The organism is Pseudomonas azadiae (assembly GCF_019145355.1).
Lineage (GTDB): Bacteria > Pseudomonadota > Gammaproteobacteria > Pseudomonadales > Pseudomonadaceae > Aquipseudomonas > Aquipseudomonas azadiae.
The window spans coordinates 935,431-951,566 of the sequence record NZ_JAHSTY010000001.1 but is presented as its reverse complement, the minus strand read 5'-3'; the positions used below and the strand labels follow the sequence as shown (position 1 = coordinate 951,566).

Here is a 16,136-nt window from a genome sequence, read left to right as displayed (position 1 = left end):
CGGGCCGCAAGCCGAGTCGAACCGTTGTAGAATGCGCGGCCCTGTCTTTACCGGAATCTGTAATGGATCGCCCGCGTTTTCGCACTGTATTCTTTCACCCGCGTTTCTGGCTGTTGTGGCTGGGGCTCGGCGTGCTGTGGCTGGTTACCCAACTGCCGTACCGCGCGCTGTTGACCATTGGTCGCTTGCTCGGTGCCGGCATGTACCATGTGGCCGGCGAACGTCGCCGCATCGCCGCGCGCAACCTGGAATTGTGCTTTCCGGAAAAATCCGCCAAGGCGCGTAAGCGCTTGCTCAAGGAAAACTTCGCTTCCACCGGCATCGCCTTCTTTGAAATGGCCATGAGCTGGTGGTGGTCGCGCCAGCGCCTGGCGCGCCTGGCCCATGTCGAAGGCCTGGAGCATCTCAAGCAGGCCCAACTGGATGGCAAGGGGGTGATCCTCATGGCGCTGCACTTCACCACCCTGGAGATCGGCGCCGCGCTGCTCGGGCAAAGGCACACCATCGATGGCATGTACCGTGAGCACGGCAACCCGTTGTTCGACTATATCCAGCGCCGTGGTCGCGAGCGTCACAACCTCGATTCCCTGGCCGTGGAGCGCGAGGATGTGCGCGGCATGCTCAAGCTGCTGCGCGCCGGCCGCGCCATCTGGTACGCACCGGACCAGGACTACGGCGCCAAGCAAAGCATTTTCGTGCCGCTGTTCGGCATCCAGGCCGCCACCGTGACCGCCACCAGCAAGTTCGCACGCCTGGGCAAGTCGCTGGTGGTGCCGTTCACCCAGGAGCGCCTGGCCGATGGCAGCGGTTACCGCTTGGTCATCCACCCGCCGTTGAGCGATTTCCCCGGCGAGAGCGATGAAGTCGACTGCCTGCGCATCAACCAGTGGGTCGAAGCCTCGGTGCGGGAATGCCCCGAGCAATACCTGTGGACCCATCGCCGCTTCAAGAGCCGGCCACCGGGCGAGCCCAAGCTGTACGAAAAACGCCGCTGATCAGGCATACCTTTCCCACATGGAGTGATGCAATGCGCCCAGCTGAACCGGTTACAGGCTTGATTCTTTCCGGCGGCGGGGCGCGAGCGGCGTATCAGGTGGGGGTATTGGCGGCGATTGCCGAATTGCTGCCGCCGGGCGCACCCAACCCGTTCCCGGTGATCGTCGGCACCTCGGCGGGGGCGATCAATGCGGTGAGCCTGGCCAGTGGCGCCATGGACTTTCGGGCCGCGATCCAACGCCTGACCGCCTTCTGGCAGAGCTTTCGCAGTCACTTGGTGCTGCGCAGCGACTGGCCGGGGGTGGTGCGCCAAGCGAGCCGTTTCTTTATCCATAGCCTGCTGGGCCTGGGTGCCCAAGTGCCGGTGGCCCTGCTCAACAGCTCACCGTTACGCGACCTGCTGCAGGAACGCCTGGACCTGGACGGCATCGACGAGGCCATCCGGCACAAGCACCTGCACGCGGTAGCCGTGACGGCCTTCGGCTATGAGTCCGGGCAAGCGGTGACCTTCTATCAAGGCGGCGGCACCATCGACGCCTGGTTGCGCCATCGGCGTATCGGCGTGCCCACTCGGTTGACGGTTGATCACCTGCTGGCCAGTTCGGCGATCCCGTTGCTGTTTGCCCCGGTCAAGCTCGACCAGGAGTTCTTTGGTGACGGCGCCGTGCGGCAATCGGCGCCCATCAGCCCGGCCTTGCACCTGGGCGCCACCCGCGTGCTGGTGGTGGGCGTCAGCGGCAACCCGCGCGGCAATGCCCCGGCAGCGCCGCGCGCCTTTACCGGCCAGGAGCCGACCCTGGCGCAAATCGGCGGGCATATGCTCAACAGCACGTTCATCGACAGCCTGGAAAGTGACATCGAATTGCTCGAGCGCTTGAACCAGTTCAGCGAGTTCCAGCCGACCGGCAGCGCGGCCCAGGGCGTGGCGCCGGTGGAAGTGCTGGTGATTGCGCCGAGCCAGCCCATCGATGAAATCGCCGCGCGGCACCGGCAGGAATTGCCGGCGGCACTGCGCATGTTCCTGCGTGGGCCGGGAGCGACCAAGACGAGCGGGGCGGGGGTGTTGAGTTATCTGCTGTTCGAGGCGGGGTATTGCAGCGAGTTGATTGAGTTGGGGCGCAAGGATGCGCTGGCCAAGCGTGAGGAATTGTCAAAATTCCTGGGCCTGGCATAGATCTAAATGTGGGAGCGGGCTTGCTCGCGAATGCGGTGTCAGCCAATGAATGTGCTGACTGACACACCGCATTCGCGAGCAAGCCCGCTCCCACAGGTTGTGTTTAGAAGTGATACTTGACCAGGAAGCTCGCCGTGTCCTGAGTCGTCTTGAACGCGCCCGAATCTTCGATCCCGTACTTGTTTTTCCAGTAGTCATATTCAAAACCGACATACAACTGTTTGTCGCCCCAATGCAGCGCCTTGCCCAGGTCATATTTAACCTGCGGGTTGAAGTGCAGGTTGGCGTGATAGGTGCCACGGGCATTCTTGTCGTTGTCCACCACCCAGTCCATGAAACCGTCGATCAACACATCGGAGTTGCCCACGGGAAGGGTGTACGACCACACCGGTGTGATCTGCCACACGCCGTCACCCGGGCGGTTGCCTTCGGTCTGGCGCTGGTAGAAGTTCAGTTGGAAGTAGTCGAAACCAGGGATGTTCAGGTCAAAGGCCGGGCCCAGCAGGTACGACTCGTTGTCGCCTTCGCCGAACTCGTAAGTGAAGGCCAGCAGCACATCCTTGATCGGGCCCAAGGACAGGTCTTTATCCAGAATCTTGCCGAACGACAAACGCGGGCTGAACTCGCCGTAGTAAGTATTCGGACCGACGTTGCCGTCTTCCTTGCCGTTGTAAAAGATGCGGTCAAGGAAGAAGAAGTTGTCGCCGTACTTCCACGCGTCGGCATGTTCGAACGTGACGGTCTGCTGGATCTGCGGGTTGACGGTAAAGTTCTTGCCCCACAGGTAAGTCAGGCTGTTGTTCTGCCACTGCAGCAAATCACCGGCCACGGCTTGGCCACCAGCCAGCAGGGATCCCGCCAGCATCAGGCCTTTGAACATAGGTTTCATTCGGTGCTCCCGAGTTAAAGTTTTATGTTTTTTAAGCTGGCGCTCTGGTGTGGCGCCTTTGGATTGGCTGAAAAACTCGTCTGATTGGTCAGCTTTATGGCTATAGCAAAAGCCGCGCCAAGGCGGTAGAAAACCGTCGATTCAAGCGGGCGCGGAGAATACTGGCTCCCACGTCTGGGCTCAAGTGCGCCGTTACAGCGCGCACAGGGCGACAATGGGGCATGCTTCAGGTGTGGGCGTGCTCAGCCGCAGGGCGCTCGGCCCCGCCGAGAATGTTGAAGAGGATATTCAGCGACAACGCGCTGAGGGTGGCCATGGCGATGCCACTGTGGGTAATCGGGCTCATCCACAGTGGCAGTTGCGCGAAAAACTCCGGGCGCACCACGGGGATCAGGCCCATGCCGATGCTCACCGCCACCAGCAATTGGTTGCGACGGTCGGCAATATCGGCCTCTTGCAGGATCTTGATCCCAGTGGCCGCGACCATGCCGAACATGGCGATCGCCGCGCCGCCCAGTACCGCCGGTGGAATCGACGCCACCAGGTACGCGGCCTTGGGCAGCAGGCTCAGCACGATCAGAAAGCCCCCGGCCATGATCGTCACCGAGCGGCAACGCACGCCGGTCATCTGCACCAGGCCGATGTTCTGCGCGAAGGAAGAGTGGGTAAACGTATTGAAGAACCCGGCAAAGAACGATGCGCCGGCGTCACACAGCAGGCCACGGCGCAGCATCTTGGGCGTGACGTCCTGGCCGGTGATCTTGCCCAGCGCGAGGAACATGCCCGTGGACTCGACAAAGATGATCACCACCACCAGGCACATCGACAAGATGGGCGCCAATTCAAACTTCGGCATGCCAAAGTGCAACGGCGTCACCACCTGCACCCACGGCGCCAGGGCCAGGCCACTGAGGTCGACCATGCCAAGCAGGCCGCACAACGCGTAACCCAGGCCCATGCCGATCAGCACCGAGATATTCACCCAGAAGCCGCGCATGAAGCGGTTGATCAATAGGATGGTGCCCAGCACCAGCGCGGCGATCGCCAGGTAGATCGGCGAGCCGAAGGTCGCGGCAGCGCTGCCGCCACCGGCCCAGTTCACGGCGACGGGGAACAGCGACAGGCCAATCGCGGTGATCACGGTGCCGGTCACCAACGGCGGGAAAAAGCGCACCACCTTGGACATGAACGGCGCAATCAGCATGCCAAAGAACCCGGCGGCGATGGTGGCGCCGAAAATGCCCTGCAAGCCGATGCCCGGCATGCCGGCCATGGCAACCATGCTGCCGACGGCGGCGAAACTGGCGCCCATCATCACCGGCATGCGGATGCCCAGCGGCCCGATGCCGAACGACTGCACGAGGGTGGCGATACCGGCCACCAGCAGGTCGGCATTGATCAGGAAGGCGATTTCTTCACGGCCGAGGCCCGCGGCCTGGCCGATGATCAGGGGCACGGCGACGGCGCCGCCGTACATCAGCAAGACGTGTTGCAGGCCTACCAGAATCAGTTGCAAGAGGGGCAGCCGCACCATGGCGGGCGCGGCGGGAATCTGCGGTTCGACTAACTCGGTCATGCAACACCTCGGATCTTTTTATTGTTGTGTGGTTTGGAACGCATCTCAATTGTGGGGGTACTTACACATCTTGTAGTGAGCGGGCTAGCCCCGCGCTGGGTGGCGAAGCCGCCCTAAACCCAGGCGCCTGAGTTCTGTCTGGCAGAACGCGGTGGCTGGATTGGGGCGGCTTCGCCACCCAGCGCGGGGCAAGCCCGCTCACTACAAGGAATTTGTGGCAAGCCAGCTCCCACATGGGAACGGTGTGAAACAGTCAGTTGGTGCGGGCTCCTTGGTTGATCCAGGTGCCGATCAGGTCTCTTTCCTGCTGGGTCATCTGGGTAATGTTGCCCAGCGGCATGATCTGACTCGCCACGGCCTGCGCTTGAATACGCGCCGCCTGTTGCTGGATCTGCTCCGGCGTGTCGAACATCACGCCGGCTGGCGCCGTGCTGAACAGCGGGCTGGTGGGCTTGGCCGAATGGCACACCGTGCAGCGCTGCTCGATCACGTGATGCACCTGGCCGAAATCCGTGGTGGCCTGGGCCGGTGCCGGCTCAGCCGCCGGTGCCGCGGGCGCCGCGGGCTTCAAGCCGCCGCCCAGCGCGGTTTCCGGCAATGGCTGGTACTCGATGGCCGCAGGCGCCTTGGCCACTTCGACGGCCGGCTTGGGACCGGTCACGTAGGCCAGGCAAATCATTGCCAACGCGCCCACCGGCAAGGTCCACGCATACTTCTGGCTGTTGTGGCGGGTGTTGAAGTAGTGCCGCACCAACACCGCCGCCACCGCGATACCCGCCAGGATCAGCCAGTTGTATTGGCTGCCATAGGTGCTCGGGAAATGGTTGCTGATCATGATGAACAGCACCGGCAGGGTGAAGTAGTTGTTGTGGCGCGAACGCAGCAAGCCTTTGGCCGGCAGTGCCGGGTCCGGCGTGCGGTTCTCGGCGATGGCCGCCACCAGTGCACGCTGGGCGGGCATGATGATACGGAACACGTTGCCCACCATGATCGTCCCGATCACCGCACCCACATGCAGGTACGCACCGCGTCCGCTGAACACCTTGCTGAAGCCATAGGCTGCGGCAATCAACAGCACGAACAGGATCAAGCCGAGCAGGGCCGGGCGTTTGCCCAGTGCCGAGTCACAGAGAAAGGAGTAGATGAACCAGCCGACGAACAGTGAGCCGATGCCCAGCAAGACGCCTTCGGTGCCGCTGAGGCTGCTGCCGGGGGCCAGCAGGTACAGCGTCGGGTTCCAATAGAACACCACGCACAGCAGCGCTACGCCCGACATCCAAGTGAAATAGGCTTCCCATTTGAACCAGTGCAGGTTGTCCGGCATGCTCGGCGGGGCCAGTTTGTATTTTTCCAGGTGGTAGATACCGCCACCGTGGATCGCCCACAAGTCACCGGCCAGGCCGTTTTTGGGGTTGACGCGGTTAAGGTTGTTTTCCAGCCAGACGAAGTAGAACGAAGCGCCGATCCACGCGACGCCAGTGATCATGTGAACCCAGCGCACGCTCAGGTTCAGCCATTCCAACAGATGTGCTTCCACAGTCTTTACCTCTCGCCTGTCACCCTTGTTGTCGGGTGATCCGGCCTTCTCTTATTGGTGGGGGGCGAGGATCAACCGCTCATCCTCTTCAAAAAAATGCTCATCGCAGTTATTGCCTGTGCCACTGCGATCAACCACCAGGAAGTCATCCCGCTTTTCGATCGTCAGCACCGGGTGGTGCCAGACGCCGCGATGGTAATTGATGCCCTGCCTGCCGTTGGTGACGAAGGCGCGGACCAAGCCTGATACAGGTGCATCGCCAACTGGCGCGACCACGATCAGAAAGGGGTTGCCGAGCAGCGGGATGAAGGCCTGGCTGCCCAGCGGGTGTCTCTCCAGCATGCACACGGTCAGCGGCATGTACTGCGCGTCGGCGCGGAAGATGCTGATGATGGCGTGGTCTTCAGGCTGTGCTGTTTCGACCGTCGCCAGCTTGTGAAAGCGCATGGTCGACCCGTTGTTGATCATGAAGTGATCGCTGCCGTCGGTTTCGATAACGTCTCCGAAAGGGGCGAAGGCTTCTTTGGTCAGGGGTTCGATCATCAGTGTGCGCATGGCTGTCTCTTATCCGGAGGCTGTGTGTTTGTTTTGCTTCTGTAGTGAGCGGGCTTGTCCCGCGCTGGGTGGCGAAGCCGCCCTAAACCCAGGCGCCTGAGTTCTGTCTGGCAGAACGCGGTGGCTGGATTGGGGCGGCTTCGCCACCCAGCGCGGGGCAAGCCCGCTCACTACAAAGCAGCGTCTATTTCGACACTTTACCCAGGACCCGCAGGCGACTCACACCACCATCCGGGAACACATTCAGGCGAATGTGGGTAATCGGCCCCAGTGCCTTGATCTGCTCGGCGAAGGTATGTTCGGCGTGCATTTCCAGCTTCTGCGCCGGCAGCAGTTCGCGCCAGAACAGCGATTGGGTTTCGATCTGGCTGTCGGTGCCGCCCTTGACGAACGCGCCCTGGATCGAGCAGGTGTCCGGGTAGTTGCCCTTGAAGTGCAGAGTGTCGACGATGATCTTTTCGATCTCGCCAGGGTGGCCTAGCGCGACGATCACCCAATCATTGCCTGGCGTGCGACGCCGTGCGGTTTCCCAGCCATCGCCCATGTTGATGCCACGGCCTGGGTTGAGGATGTTGCTCATGCGCCCGAAGTGTTCATCGGAGCAGGCCAGCGCGCGGCCGCCGTTCAGTGCGGCGGCCAGGTCGACCTGTTCGTTGTCGCCCACCGCGGACCAGTCGCGGAACGGCACGCCGTACACGCGCAGACGGGCCACGCCGCCATCCGGGTAAATGTTGAAACGCAGGTGGCTGAACGCCTGCGCGTTGTTGATCTCGTGATAGTGGTGGCTGTTGCCTTGCAGCTCGACGGCCGACAGCACTTCCACCCACTGGGTGTGCTCGTCAGGCTCGCCCGAGGCCAGGAAGCAGGCTTCCAGCGATGCCGACGGCGGGTAGTTGCCGGTGAAGAATGAAGTGTCGATGTCCACGCCTTTGATCGAACCGGGCACGCCCAGTTGGATCACCGCGCTGTCGTAGCCCTCGAAACGCTTGCGGCGCGACTCCCAGCCGTCCATCCACTTGCCGTTGTCATCGAAAACGCCCTCCTTCCACACGGCCGGGGTCGGCTGGAACAGGCGGTTGGCGTCGGCGAACCAGTCATCGGTTACCGAGATGATCTTGGTGCCCAGGCGGGCGTCGGCCAGGTTGACGAATTTTTCGAAAGGTACGGCGTAAGCTTTCATTCTTCTTGTCTGCCTTAGATGGAGTGGCTGGGGATGGTCGTTAGAGGGTCAGTAATCGGAACAACGCGATCTTGTTGATCTCGGCCAGCGCGCAATTGAATTCGGCTTCAACCGAGTGGTGAATGCGCGTTTCGAACGCCGCCAGGATCTGATGCCGGTTGCTGCCTTTTACCGCCATGATGAAGGGAAACTTGAACTTGGCCTTGTAGGCCTCGTTCAGCTCGGTGAAGCGAGAAAACTCGTCGCTCGAGCATTGGTGAATCCCCGCGCCAGCTTGCTCATCGGTGCTGGCTTGGGTCAGTTCGCCCTGGACGGCAGCTTTGCCGGCCAGGTCGGGGTGAGCGTTGATCAGCGCCAGTTGGCTTTGGTGATCAGCGCTCAACAGGATGTCGCTCATGCGCTGGTGCAGGGTTTCGATCTGGTCGATCGAAGCATCCTGGCCCAGGTCGAAGGCCTTTTCGGCCACCCATGGCGAGTGTTCGTAGATGTCGGCGAAGGCGGCGACGAATTCATCGCGGCTCAGGCTCGACGGCTTGAGGGTCTGGAATGCAGTCATTTCGCGGCTCCCGTGTACGGGTGGGTTTCCTGCCAGTGGCGGGCAATGTCCACGCGCCGGGTGAACCACACCTGTTCATGCCCTTTGGCGTACTCGATAAAACGCTTCAACGACGCCAGGCGTGCCGGGCGGCCGATCAGGCGGCAATGCAGGCCGATGGAAAGCATCTTCGGCGCTTCGGCGCCTTCGGCATACAGCACGTCGAACGCGTCTTTGAGGTACTCGAAAAAGTCGTCGCCCTTGTTGAAGCCCTGCACCTGGGTGAAACGCATGTCGTTGGTGTCCAGGGTGTAGGGGATCACCAGGTGCGGCTTGCCGGTCGGGTTGTTGGGTTCCCAGTAGGGCAGGTCGTCGTCATAGGTGTCGCAGTCATAGAGGAAGCCGCCTTCCTCCATCACCAGCCGCCGTGTATTGGGGCCGGTGCGCCCGGTGTACCAGCCCAGCGGGCGCTCGCCAGTGAGTTCGGTGAGGATGCGGATGGCTTCGAGCATATGCTCGCGCTCCTGGGCCTCGTCCATGTACTGGTAGTCGATCCAGCGGTAGCCGTGGCTGCAGATCTCATGGCCGGCGTCGACCATGGCGCGGATCACGTCCGGGTGGCGCTGGGCGGCCATGGCCACGGCGAAGACGGTCAGCGGAATATCGAATTGCTTGAACAGCTTGAGGATGCGCCACACCCCGGCACGGCTGCCGTATTCGTACAGCGACTCCATGCTCATGTTGCGCGCGCCTTGCAGCGGCTGGGCCGAGACCATCTCCGAAAGAAAGGCTTCTGACTCCTTATCGCCGTGCAAGATGTTGCGCTCACCGCCTTCTTCGTAGTTGAGTACGAAAGACAACGCGATGCGTGCCTTGCCCGGCCAGTGGGGGTGAGGAGGGTTACTGCCGTAACCGATCAGGTCGCGTGGGTAGTCAGCGCTCACTGCAGTCTTCCTTCTTGTTCGTGGTAGCAGGTAGGTGTGGCGGCCGGGCAGTGAAATGACTGGATGGCGTCACAGCGATGAGTGATTGTATACAACTTATCGTCGACTTTGTAAGCCTGCATTTCTGCATTTTTTCCGCGAGGTGCTGTGTTGAAGGTGAAGCAAGAAACTTGCCTGATTGGTCAGCTAATGGACAAAAGGTCGTTAAAAAGCAAGGATTACCTGTCGATTGCAGAGGCAGGCAATAACAATAAGCGGATCCAAAGCTTTGTGATTTTTATTGTGTACAATTTTTTTAAAAAGTGTCTTAATCAGCCATCGCCGACTTTTTCGATGCCCTGAAAAGGTGCGGATCACTCTATGACTAACTTCGGGAGGCGCGTAACCGCCATGGGACGTTTGACCACACACGTTTTGGACGCCGCGCACGGCTGCCCCGGCAGCGCGATCAAGGTTGAGCTGTATCGCGTCGAAGGCACGCAACTGGAACGGGTTGCCACCACCTTGACCAACAGCGACGGCCGCTGTGACGCGCCACTGTTGCAAGGCGACAGCTACCGCAGCGGTGTCTACCAGCTGCAATTCAGCGCCGGTGACTACTACCGCGCCCGTGGTGTGCAGTTGCCCGAGCCCGCTTTCCTTGACGTGGTGGTGTTGCGCTTCGGCATCAGCGCCGAACAGGAGCACTACCATGTCCCGCTGCTGATTTCGCCCTACAGCTACTCCACCTATCGCGGTAGCTAGCGTCACCTCGCTTCACGCCCCCAAAGCGCTTCGTTGGTTGTTTGCCCGCTCACACTGCGGGCTTTTTTTTGCGCACTCAACTATCTAACACCCCTTGAGCACCTGCGTTACCTAGGCTGGTTTTCCCTCAATCAGAGAAAATACCATGGCCTCGGTTACCGAGAACTCGTCCGCTGCTCCCGTTTCCAGCCCTCCGTTCGACACCGACATCTACGAGGTCAACGAAGCTGAGGTATGGGCCATTCGCGACCAATTGACGCTGCAAATTAACGCCTCTACCCAGCCCAGCCGCCTGATCAATCAGATTTGCCTGGCCGACATGCGTTGCAGCGAGTCGTCGCAGACGCTGACACATTTGCTGGGGCGCTCGCCGACAGTCTTGAAGGTGATTCGCGCCGAGCTGCACAAGGCGTTCACGGAGGACCCGGATGACCTGCTGTTTACAGTGCCCGCGAAGGACGATGAGCCCGAGAAAGTCGACAGCCTGACAAGTCGGGCATTGTCGTCGCTCTTCGAGCCCGTGATTGAGCCCCGTGTCACCTCGTCAGCCACCTTGAGCCTCAAAGGCAAGCCCGGCTATCGATTGACGTTGACGCCGTTGCAAGCACTTCAACGGTTGGATGCGATGAGGCTTTTTGAGCGATTGGTCCGCGCGGCCGCTAATTATTGGGACACGTTGGCGTACGGTTCCTGGCTGACACGCCGGGAACGCTGGGTAGCGTTGCACGCGGAACTGTTCGCCGACCGTGCCTTGATCGCGCTGCAACTGGATGAGCTGTCGAATACCGGAATGGCCATGGTCCAGGCCGTGATTGATGCCCCGAGCGCTGAGGCGCGTCAGCGCGCCGGTGCGGATTGGGCCTGTGTGCGAGTGGGCCAGCTACTCTGGCCAGGTACGCCCGCAACAGTGATTCCAGGTGCGTTACATATCTACCGTGAGGGTGACCCCAGCGGTGTGCCTCACATCATTTACCTGCCAGGTATTGCCCGCAATTTCTACGAGTACCCTTCGTTTGTCGCGCTTCAGTGCGGTGTGCTGGAGCTGAGCCAGTCGCGGTTTGACGAACTCTGGCAATGCTTGCCCTTGAATCGTCGCCAAGGGCTGTGCCGCCCTGCGGATTTGTCCCCTGCGTCCACCGTGGCACGTGGCTCGGAGATTCTGGAGGATGCATTGGCGCTGGGGGCGCAAGAGCTGCTGAGGCAGCAATGGAATAATGAATTGGCCTGTGTTTCGACGATTTATCACAAGCAGGTATTTGCCCTAGAGCGACCGAAGCCGCTGGATGTCGGCGCTTTCCTCAAGTATGTGGAGGGCAACAGGAAACGACTGGTCGGCAGAGCTCGGCTCGGCGAGCTGCGTGACGAATTGCTCAAGTGGGACCACCAGCGACGCAGCAAGGAAATTATCTTTGCCAGTACCGCGCCCGGTTTGGCTCTGCGCACGGCAGAGCAGCAGATCAAGCGTTACGAAAAAGGCCTGGTCGCGCTGCTGGATCCGCAAGATCCAAGCGCCGAGACACCGGCCTACCAGGAAATCGTTGCGTTGCTGGGCCAACTCAAGATTCACGCCCAAACCGTGAATGCACTGTCGCAGGGTGCCCGGCAACGGTTGCTCAACCTTGACTTTTGGTCTGCGCGTCCCGGCGGGCACGAGGCGCCCAGGCGGGTTGTGTCGTTTATGCGAGCCCAAACCGAGGCCTTGCGCTGTGAGGTGCAGGTGCAACACAGGCTTAAGCTGCTGAGTACGGCGCATCGTGACTTGGTGATTGAAGTGGTGGAGCAGCCTTTGGCCGCCCGGCGCCTTGGCAGTCAAACCCAGGTGCTGTCGATCGCTATCGGCAGCGAGCTGGATGCCTTTTACTCGCTCCTTAACATCTGGGTGGTGACGACCGCAGCGGCGGTGAGGGTCCCGCTTCGCCAACTTCCCGTGGTGCTATACGCTTTCGGAGAAGAGGGCGGGGTGATACCGTTTTACGGACTGGACGCACTTACCCGCGGTGTCAAGACAAGCCTCGTCAGTCGGGACGGTTCCGTGCTGTGGCGCAGTGTCGCGCGCGATAAGCGTAACGACATACGCGCACATGCGGTGCGTGAAACTCTGGAAGTACGCTACGTGCCCATCCATCAGAAGCCGGCATTGGCCTCCATCAAGAAGCTCCTTGGAAGCTGTGATCGCTTGTACAAAAGCACCGATGACATCACGCGTATTTTCAGCGAGGTCAAAAATGCCGAGCTGAGCCGCGAGCTGCTGCTGACTGAGCTGGAGCAACAATTGCAGGTTCCCGTCAACAGCGCGCTGAGCCGCGCGCAGGCGAATATTGAGTTGCTGCGCAAGGTCGCGCGTGAAGCTAAAAAACTGCCGGCATGGTTGGCAGGGGCAACGCGTGCGCAACGTAGACACTTCAGACGCTCGCAGAAGCTTTATACGATCAGCGCCTGGGCATTTTTAACTCGGCTTGAACAACGTCTGCCGGACTTGAACACGTATGCGCGCCATGCGTTGACCGCCCGTTTGCGTCGTGACGGAATCGCCCTGGGAATTGGGCTGGACGAGCCCTTTATAGCGATGTCCGGTGATATTCACGGCACGTATTGCGATCATAAAGACGCTTGTCTCCTGAAAGACCCGCAAAAAACATTGCCCCCGTCTTCTTCATGCAGAGCCTTCAGTCTGCTGGCGCTGGCGCTGCATAACCTGGACCCGCTGGCACCCTGGACGCAGCATAAATTAAACCGTGCTTGCCCGCTGCGATGGACGTGGCCAGACAGCCTCTCGACGGGTCATTTAAGACAACTCATCTCTTCGCTGGATATCGGCGGCCGGTACGACGCGTTGATCAACGAGGTTTTTTACCCGCCCGTTAATCCCAACCATCCGCTCAGCGAAGGACGTATCCCCGAGTTATTGAATCGCGCATTGCGCGCCGGTGTTGAACACCATCTGTTTTCAGCGGCGCAACAGGGGCTGTCGGCGCAAGCGCAGAGCGTATTGCGCACCGCAATGGCCGCACGCACGCCCCAGGACATGTTGAACAACCAGCACGAGTTACAACTGCACGTGGTTCATTTGGTGGGACATACCCTGCTGCATGACCGCTATGTCGCAGGGATAGTGGTCATGCAGGACAAGCGCTCGCAGCGTTGCGTGGTCTATTGGCCGCAGGCCCCGTTCGCCCTGGCGCTCACTGAGTACAGCAGCCTTGAAAAGGCCAGCGCTGAATTGAACCGTCTCGGCGCATTGCCAGATAACGTCAAGGCGCTGGCACGACAGGTCGCTCCCGGCTGGGCCTTTCAGGCGACCCATTCTCTGTTTGATCCAGCGGCTATCAACATCCTTGACGTATCCCCCGTTATTTCCTTTGTGAAAGGGATTTGGCGATGGACTCGAAGCTCCCGCGTGAAGCATCTGGAACCCTCGCTGTCGCTTGATGTAATAGAGGAACAAGTGCTCGAGCAGATTGCCTGTGATCCGCAGGACTGGCTGGCGATTGTCGCCACATCCAACGGCGATGCCCAGGCGTTGCTATACCGTGGCAAGGTGCAGGAGTTGCAGCGCCAGACACAAGCGGCCAGTTACTCCAGTAAGGCGCTGGAGGAATACCGAATCCGCCGCCTTCGCGACGACAGAGTCGCCAATATTCGGATGCTGTTAAGTACCTTTGTTCCAATACTCGGAATATTTAGTGACATTCATGCGTTATACGATGCGGCGCGGCGTTATCAGCATTCGGGCGATCCCAGTGATAAGCGATTGTTGGCCGATACGACAAAATTCTTTATGGTCAATCTGATCACGACTTTTGTACCGGGCCCCAAGAAGACGGGGGTTGCGGTGGCTTCCGCCATTCGGCCTGCTCTGCCCGCGGCGTTGGGGCGGATCCGCCATTGGCGTGTGGAGCCGGGAGGCATTGCCCGTTCGGCGTCATCTGTAAAGCAACTTCAGGCGCTGGAGCGTTTCAAGATCAAATCGGTGCCTGAGGGTGCCGTGGCGTTGAAAGGGCCGGGTCAAACGGGTGTCTACGCCAAACATGGCGAGTTGTTTGTGGCGGATAACACACACCATTATCCGGTTTACAAACGGGACAGCGAGCAATGGTTTCGCCTGAAAAATCGGCAGTCGCCGGGTCAGGACGAGCTGATTCTGGATATCCACCAGTCCAGGGAGTGGTTACTCGGCGCGGACGCACCTCCACCGGTGGCCGGAACGAGTTCGAGCGTGCTTAGCCCGTGGACAGCCCCGGTACCGCCGCCGCCGGACTGGTGGCCACCCGTGTTGCGCAGGACTACGGAAAGCCAGATACTCCAATCCTCCACCACGTCCACCCACTGGCTGGATTGGCGTACGCAGATTCCGAACCCTCAGCAGTTGACTTCCCCGTCGCCCGGGATCTTTCACGTCCCGGTAGATAATCGAGGATTTTCCTACAATGTTCTTCGTTTGGCCCCGCCCTATACGAGTCTGAACGATCCTTTGAGCGGTTATTACCGATTGCTCCCCCAGGGGGGGCAGGTGTCTCTAGGTAATATCGTGTTTATCACAAAGGATGAACCACTGGTTTCATTGGCCCGCGTTGATATTGAACGTTGGACAAGCACAGCACGGCATGAACAGCCCCTGCCTGCGTCGCGCACGCCAACGGGCGGGTGGCAGCTCCATGCCCCTCTGTTTGATAGGTCGCTGCCGGAGTCTGTCGGCACGGCGTTTCCCACCATGACCATCAAAAGCCGAGATTTTACAGTGGCACGGATGATCGAGTTATCAGGTCCGGAGCGCCCTGCAACGGCCAGTCATATGCTCAATGTGCGTGCGACGTTAGACGACTGGCTGCCCCCGGCCCCCGCGCAACCGGGGCAGACGGATGATTTGCTGAGAATGCTGCGGCCCACCGACAGGCAAGTCAAATCGATATTCATCGGTATGGAAGGCGAGGCGCCGGGCTTTACGCGCGTCGACTTCAGGACCACGGGTTTAGATCCCACGCTTCGATCCCCGTACCCCAAGCGGGCGGCTCAGCGCAACATCGCGATGCGCCAGGCCATCACAGACGTGTTGCAGCAGCAAGGCTTTGACGTGCAAGACGTGTTGGTTAGCCATTTCAATAAGCCCACGCATGAATTGATCGTGACTCATCCTCTTTCCAATAACGTTTACTACTTGTCAATCCATTGGACGTACGGTGGGACGATCGATTTGAAAACGCGCCTGACGGATCGGTGGTTAACTGAGACTATCCGCAGTAATCCGGACGTGCTTCCACTGGCAAGCGTCAACAGCGCCATGGGCGAAAACCGTCTCGTCCCGATCGTTGCGGGTATTCAGTGGAGCAGTCAGGCGGGGCGCGAATCGAGTGTCTATTTTGCCAAAGTCAGCCGGTCCTAGCCTTTATCAGTGCCATTACGCCAGCGCCACCGAATAACCCGGCACTGACGCGGTTGAACCAACGCTGGCCACTGCCGTTGCGCAGGTAGCGCGCTGCGCCCTGTGCACCCACACCGTATGCCAATTTGCAGAGCAGATCGAGCACGACCCAAGTGAAGATCATGCTCAGCAGTTGCGCTAGAAATGGCTGTTCGCTGCTAAGAAACTGCGGCAAAAACGCGGCAAAGAACAGAATGTCCTTGGGGTTGCTCGCGCCCAGCACGAAGGCCCGGCCGAACAGCGCACGAAACCGTGGCACGGGCGCGCTGTACGGTACCTCGGCGGCTTGAGCCGGTTGTCGCGATTGCTGCCAGCTCTGCCAGGCGAGGTAGAACAGGTACACCGCGCCGACAATCTTCAAGGCGCTGAACAACTGCTCCGACGCCAGCAGCAGGGCACCCAGCCCCAGTGCCGAGGCGCTGAGCAGGCAGATCGAGGCAAACACCCCACCGAGAAACGCTGGATACGAGCGGCGCAGGCCATAGTTGAGGCTGTTGCTGATCATCAGCAGGGAGAGTGGCCCCGGTATCAGGATCACCACCAAGGCTGCGCCGCTGAACAGTAGCCAGGTTTCCAGGTTCATCCAT

At 60.3% G+C, this 16,136-nt stretch carries 12 protein-coding genes; 4 read left to right on the top strand and 8 right to left on the bottom strand.

The genetic code is table 11. The features are described from left to right. Nucleotides 1-62 precede the first annotated feature (62 nt). Both KVG91_RS04235 and KVG91_RS04230 read left to right on the top strand, forming a co-directional pair. Nucleotides 63-995 carry a lipid A biosynthesis lauroyl acyltransferase gene (locus KVG91_RS04235; protein ID WP_169376875.1) on the top strand — a complete coding sequence of 311 codons (933 nt, stop codon included), beginning with the start codon at nucleotides 63-65 and terminating at the stop codon, nucleotides 993-995. 32 nt (nucleotides 996-1,027) lie between these two features. Next, nucleotides 1,028-2,170: a patatin-like phospholipase family protein gene (locus KVG91_RS04230; RefSeq protein ID WP_169376874.1), complete on the top strand. Its 1,143-nt coding sequence runs from the start codon at nucleotides 1,028-1,030 to the stop codon at nucleotides 2,168-2,170. Between the two features lie 103 nt (nucleotides 2,171-2,273). Here KVG91_RS04230 and KVG91_RS04225 read toward each other — a convergent pair whose 3' ends face one another. From KVG91_RS04225 to puuE, 7 genes are all read right to left on the bottom strand, one after another. Continuing rightward, nucleotides 2,274-3,059, bottom strand: coding sequence for an outer membrane protein OmpK (locus tag KVG91_RS04225; protein WP_169378599.1), 786 nt, complete (start codon nucleotides 3,057-3,059; stop codon nucleotides 2,274-2,276). A gap of 226 nt (nucleotides 3,060-3,285) precedes the next feature. Further along, complete coding sequence (locus tag KVG91_RS04220) at nucleotides 3,286-4,635, bottom strand: nucleobase:cation symporter-2 family protein (RefSeq protein ID WP_169378598.1); 1,350 nt, start codon at nucleotides 4,633-4,635, stop codon at nucleotides 3,286-3,288. Nucleotides 4,636-4,888: 253 nt separating this feature from the next. Next, complete coding sequence (locus KVG91_RS04215; protein WP_217894867.1) at nucleotides 4,889-6,172, bottom strand: urate hydroxylase PuuD; 1,284 nt, start codon at nucleotides 6,170-6,172, stop codon at nucleotides 4,889-4,891. 51 nt (nucleotides 6,173-6,223) lie between these two features. Next, complete coding sequence (locus KVG91_RS04210; protein ID WP_169378478.1) at nucleotides 6,224-6,727, bottom strand: ureidoglycolate lyase; 504 nt, start codon at nucleotides 6,725-6,727, stop codon at nucleotides 6,224-6,226. Nucleotides 6,728-6,911: 184 nt separating this feature from the next. Then, the gene (gene alc, locus KVG91_RS04205) at nucleotides 6,912-7,907 is read right to left on the bottom strand and encodes an allantoicase (protein WP_169375074.1); all 996 of its coding nucleotides are present in this window, start codon (nucleotides 7,905-7,907) and stop codon (nucleotides 6,912-6,914) included. A gap of 40 nt (nucleotides 7,908-7,947) precedes the next feature. Next, nucleotides 7,948-8,463: a 2-oxo-4-hydroxy-4-carboxy-5-ureidoimidazoline decarboxylase gene (gene uraD / locus KVG91_RS04200; protein ID WP_169375073.1), complete on the bottom strand. Its 516-nt coding sequence runs from the start codon at nucleotides 8,461-8,463 to the stop codon at nucleotides 7,948-7,950. Beyond that, nucleotides 8,460-9,386, bottom strand: a complete 927-nt coding sequence (puuE, locus tag KVG91_RS04195; RefSeq protein ID WP_169375072.1) for an allantoinase PuuE — start codon at nucleotides 9,384-9,386, stop codon at nucleotides 8,460-8,462. Before puuE ends, uraD begins: the two co-directional genes overlap by 4 nt. Before the next feature lie 390 nt (nucleotides 9,387-9,776). On the opposite strand from puuE, the gene uraH reads away from it, so the two are divergent. Together uraH and KVG91_RS04185 are read left to right on the top strand one after the other, a co-directional pair. Continuing rightward, nucleotides 9,777-10,130, top strand: coding sequence for a hydroxyisourate hydrolase (gene uraH, locus KVG91_RS04190; protein WP_169375071.1), 354 nt, complete (start codon nucleotides 9,777-9,779; stop codon nucleotides 10,128-10,130). Nucleotides 10,131-10,275: 145 nt separating this feature from the next. Beyond that, complete coding sequence (locus KVG91_RS04185; RefSeq protein ID WP_178115012.1) at nucleotides 10,276-15,510, top strand: dermonecrotic toxin domain-containing protein; 5,235 nt, start codon at nucleotides 10,276-10,278, stop codon at nucleotides 15,508-15,510. On the opposite strand, the gene KVG91_RS04180 is transcribed toward KVG91_RS04185, so the two are convergent. Further along, nucleotides 15,497-16,132: a LysE family translocator gene (locus KVG91_RS04180; protein ID WP_169375070.1), complete on the bottom strand. Its 636-nt coding sequence runs from the start codon at nucleotides 16,130-16,132 to the stop codon at nucleotides 15,497-15,499. The genes KVG91_RS04185 and KVG91_RS04180 overlap by 14 nt on opposite strands. Nucleotides 16,133-16,136: the final 4 nt, after the last annotated feature.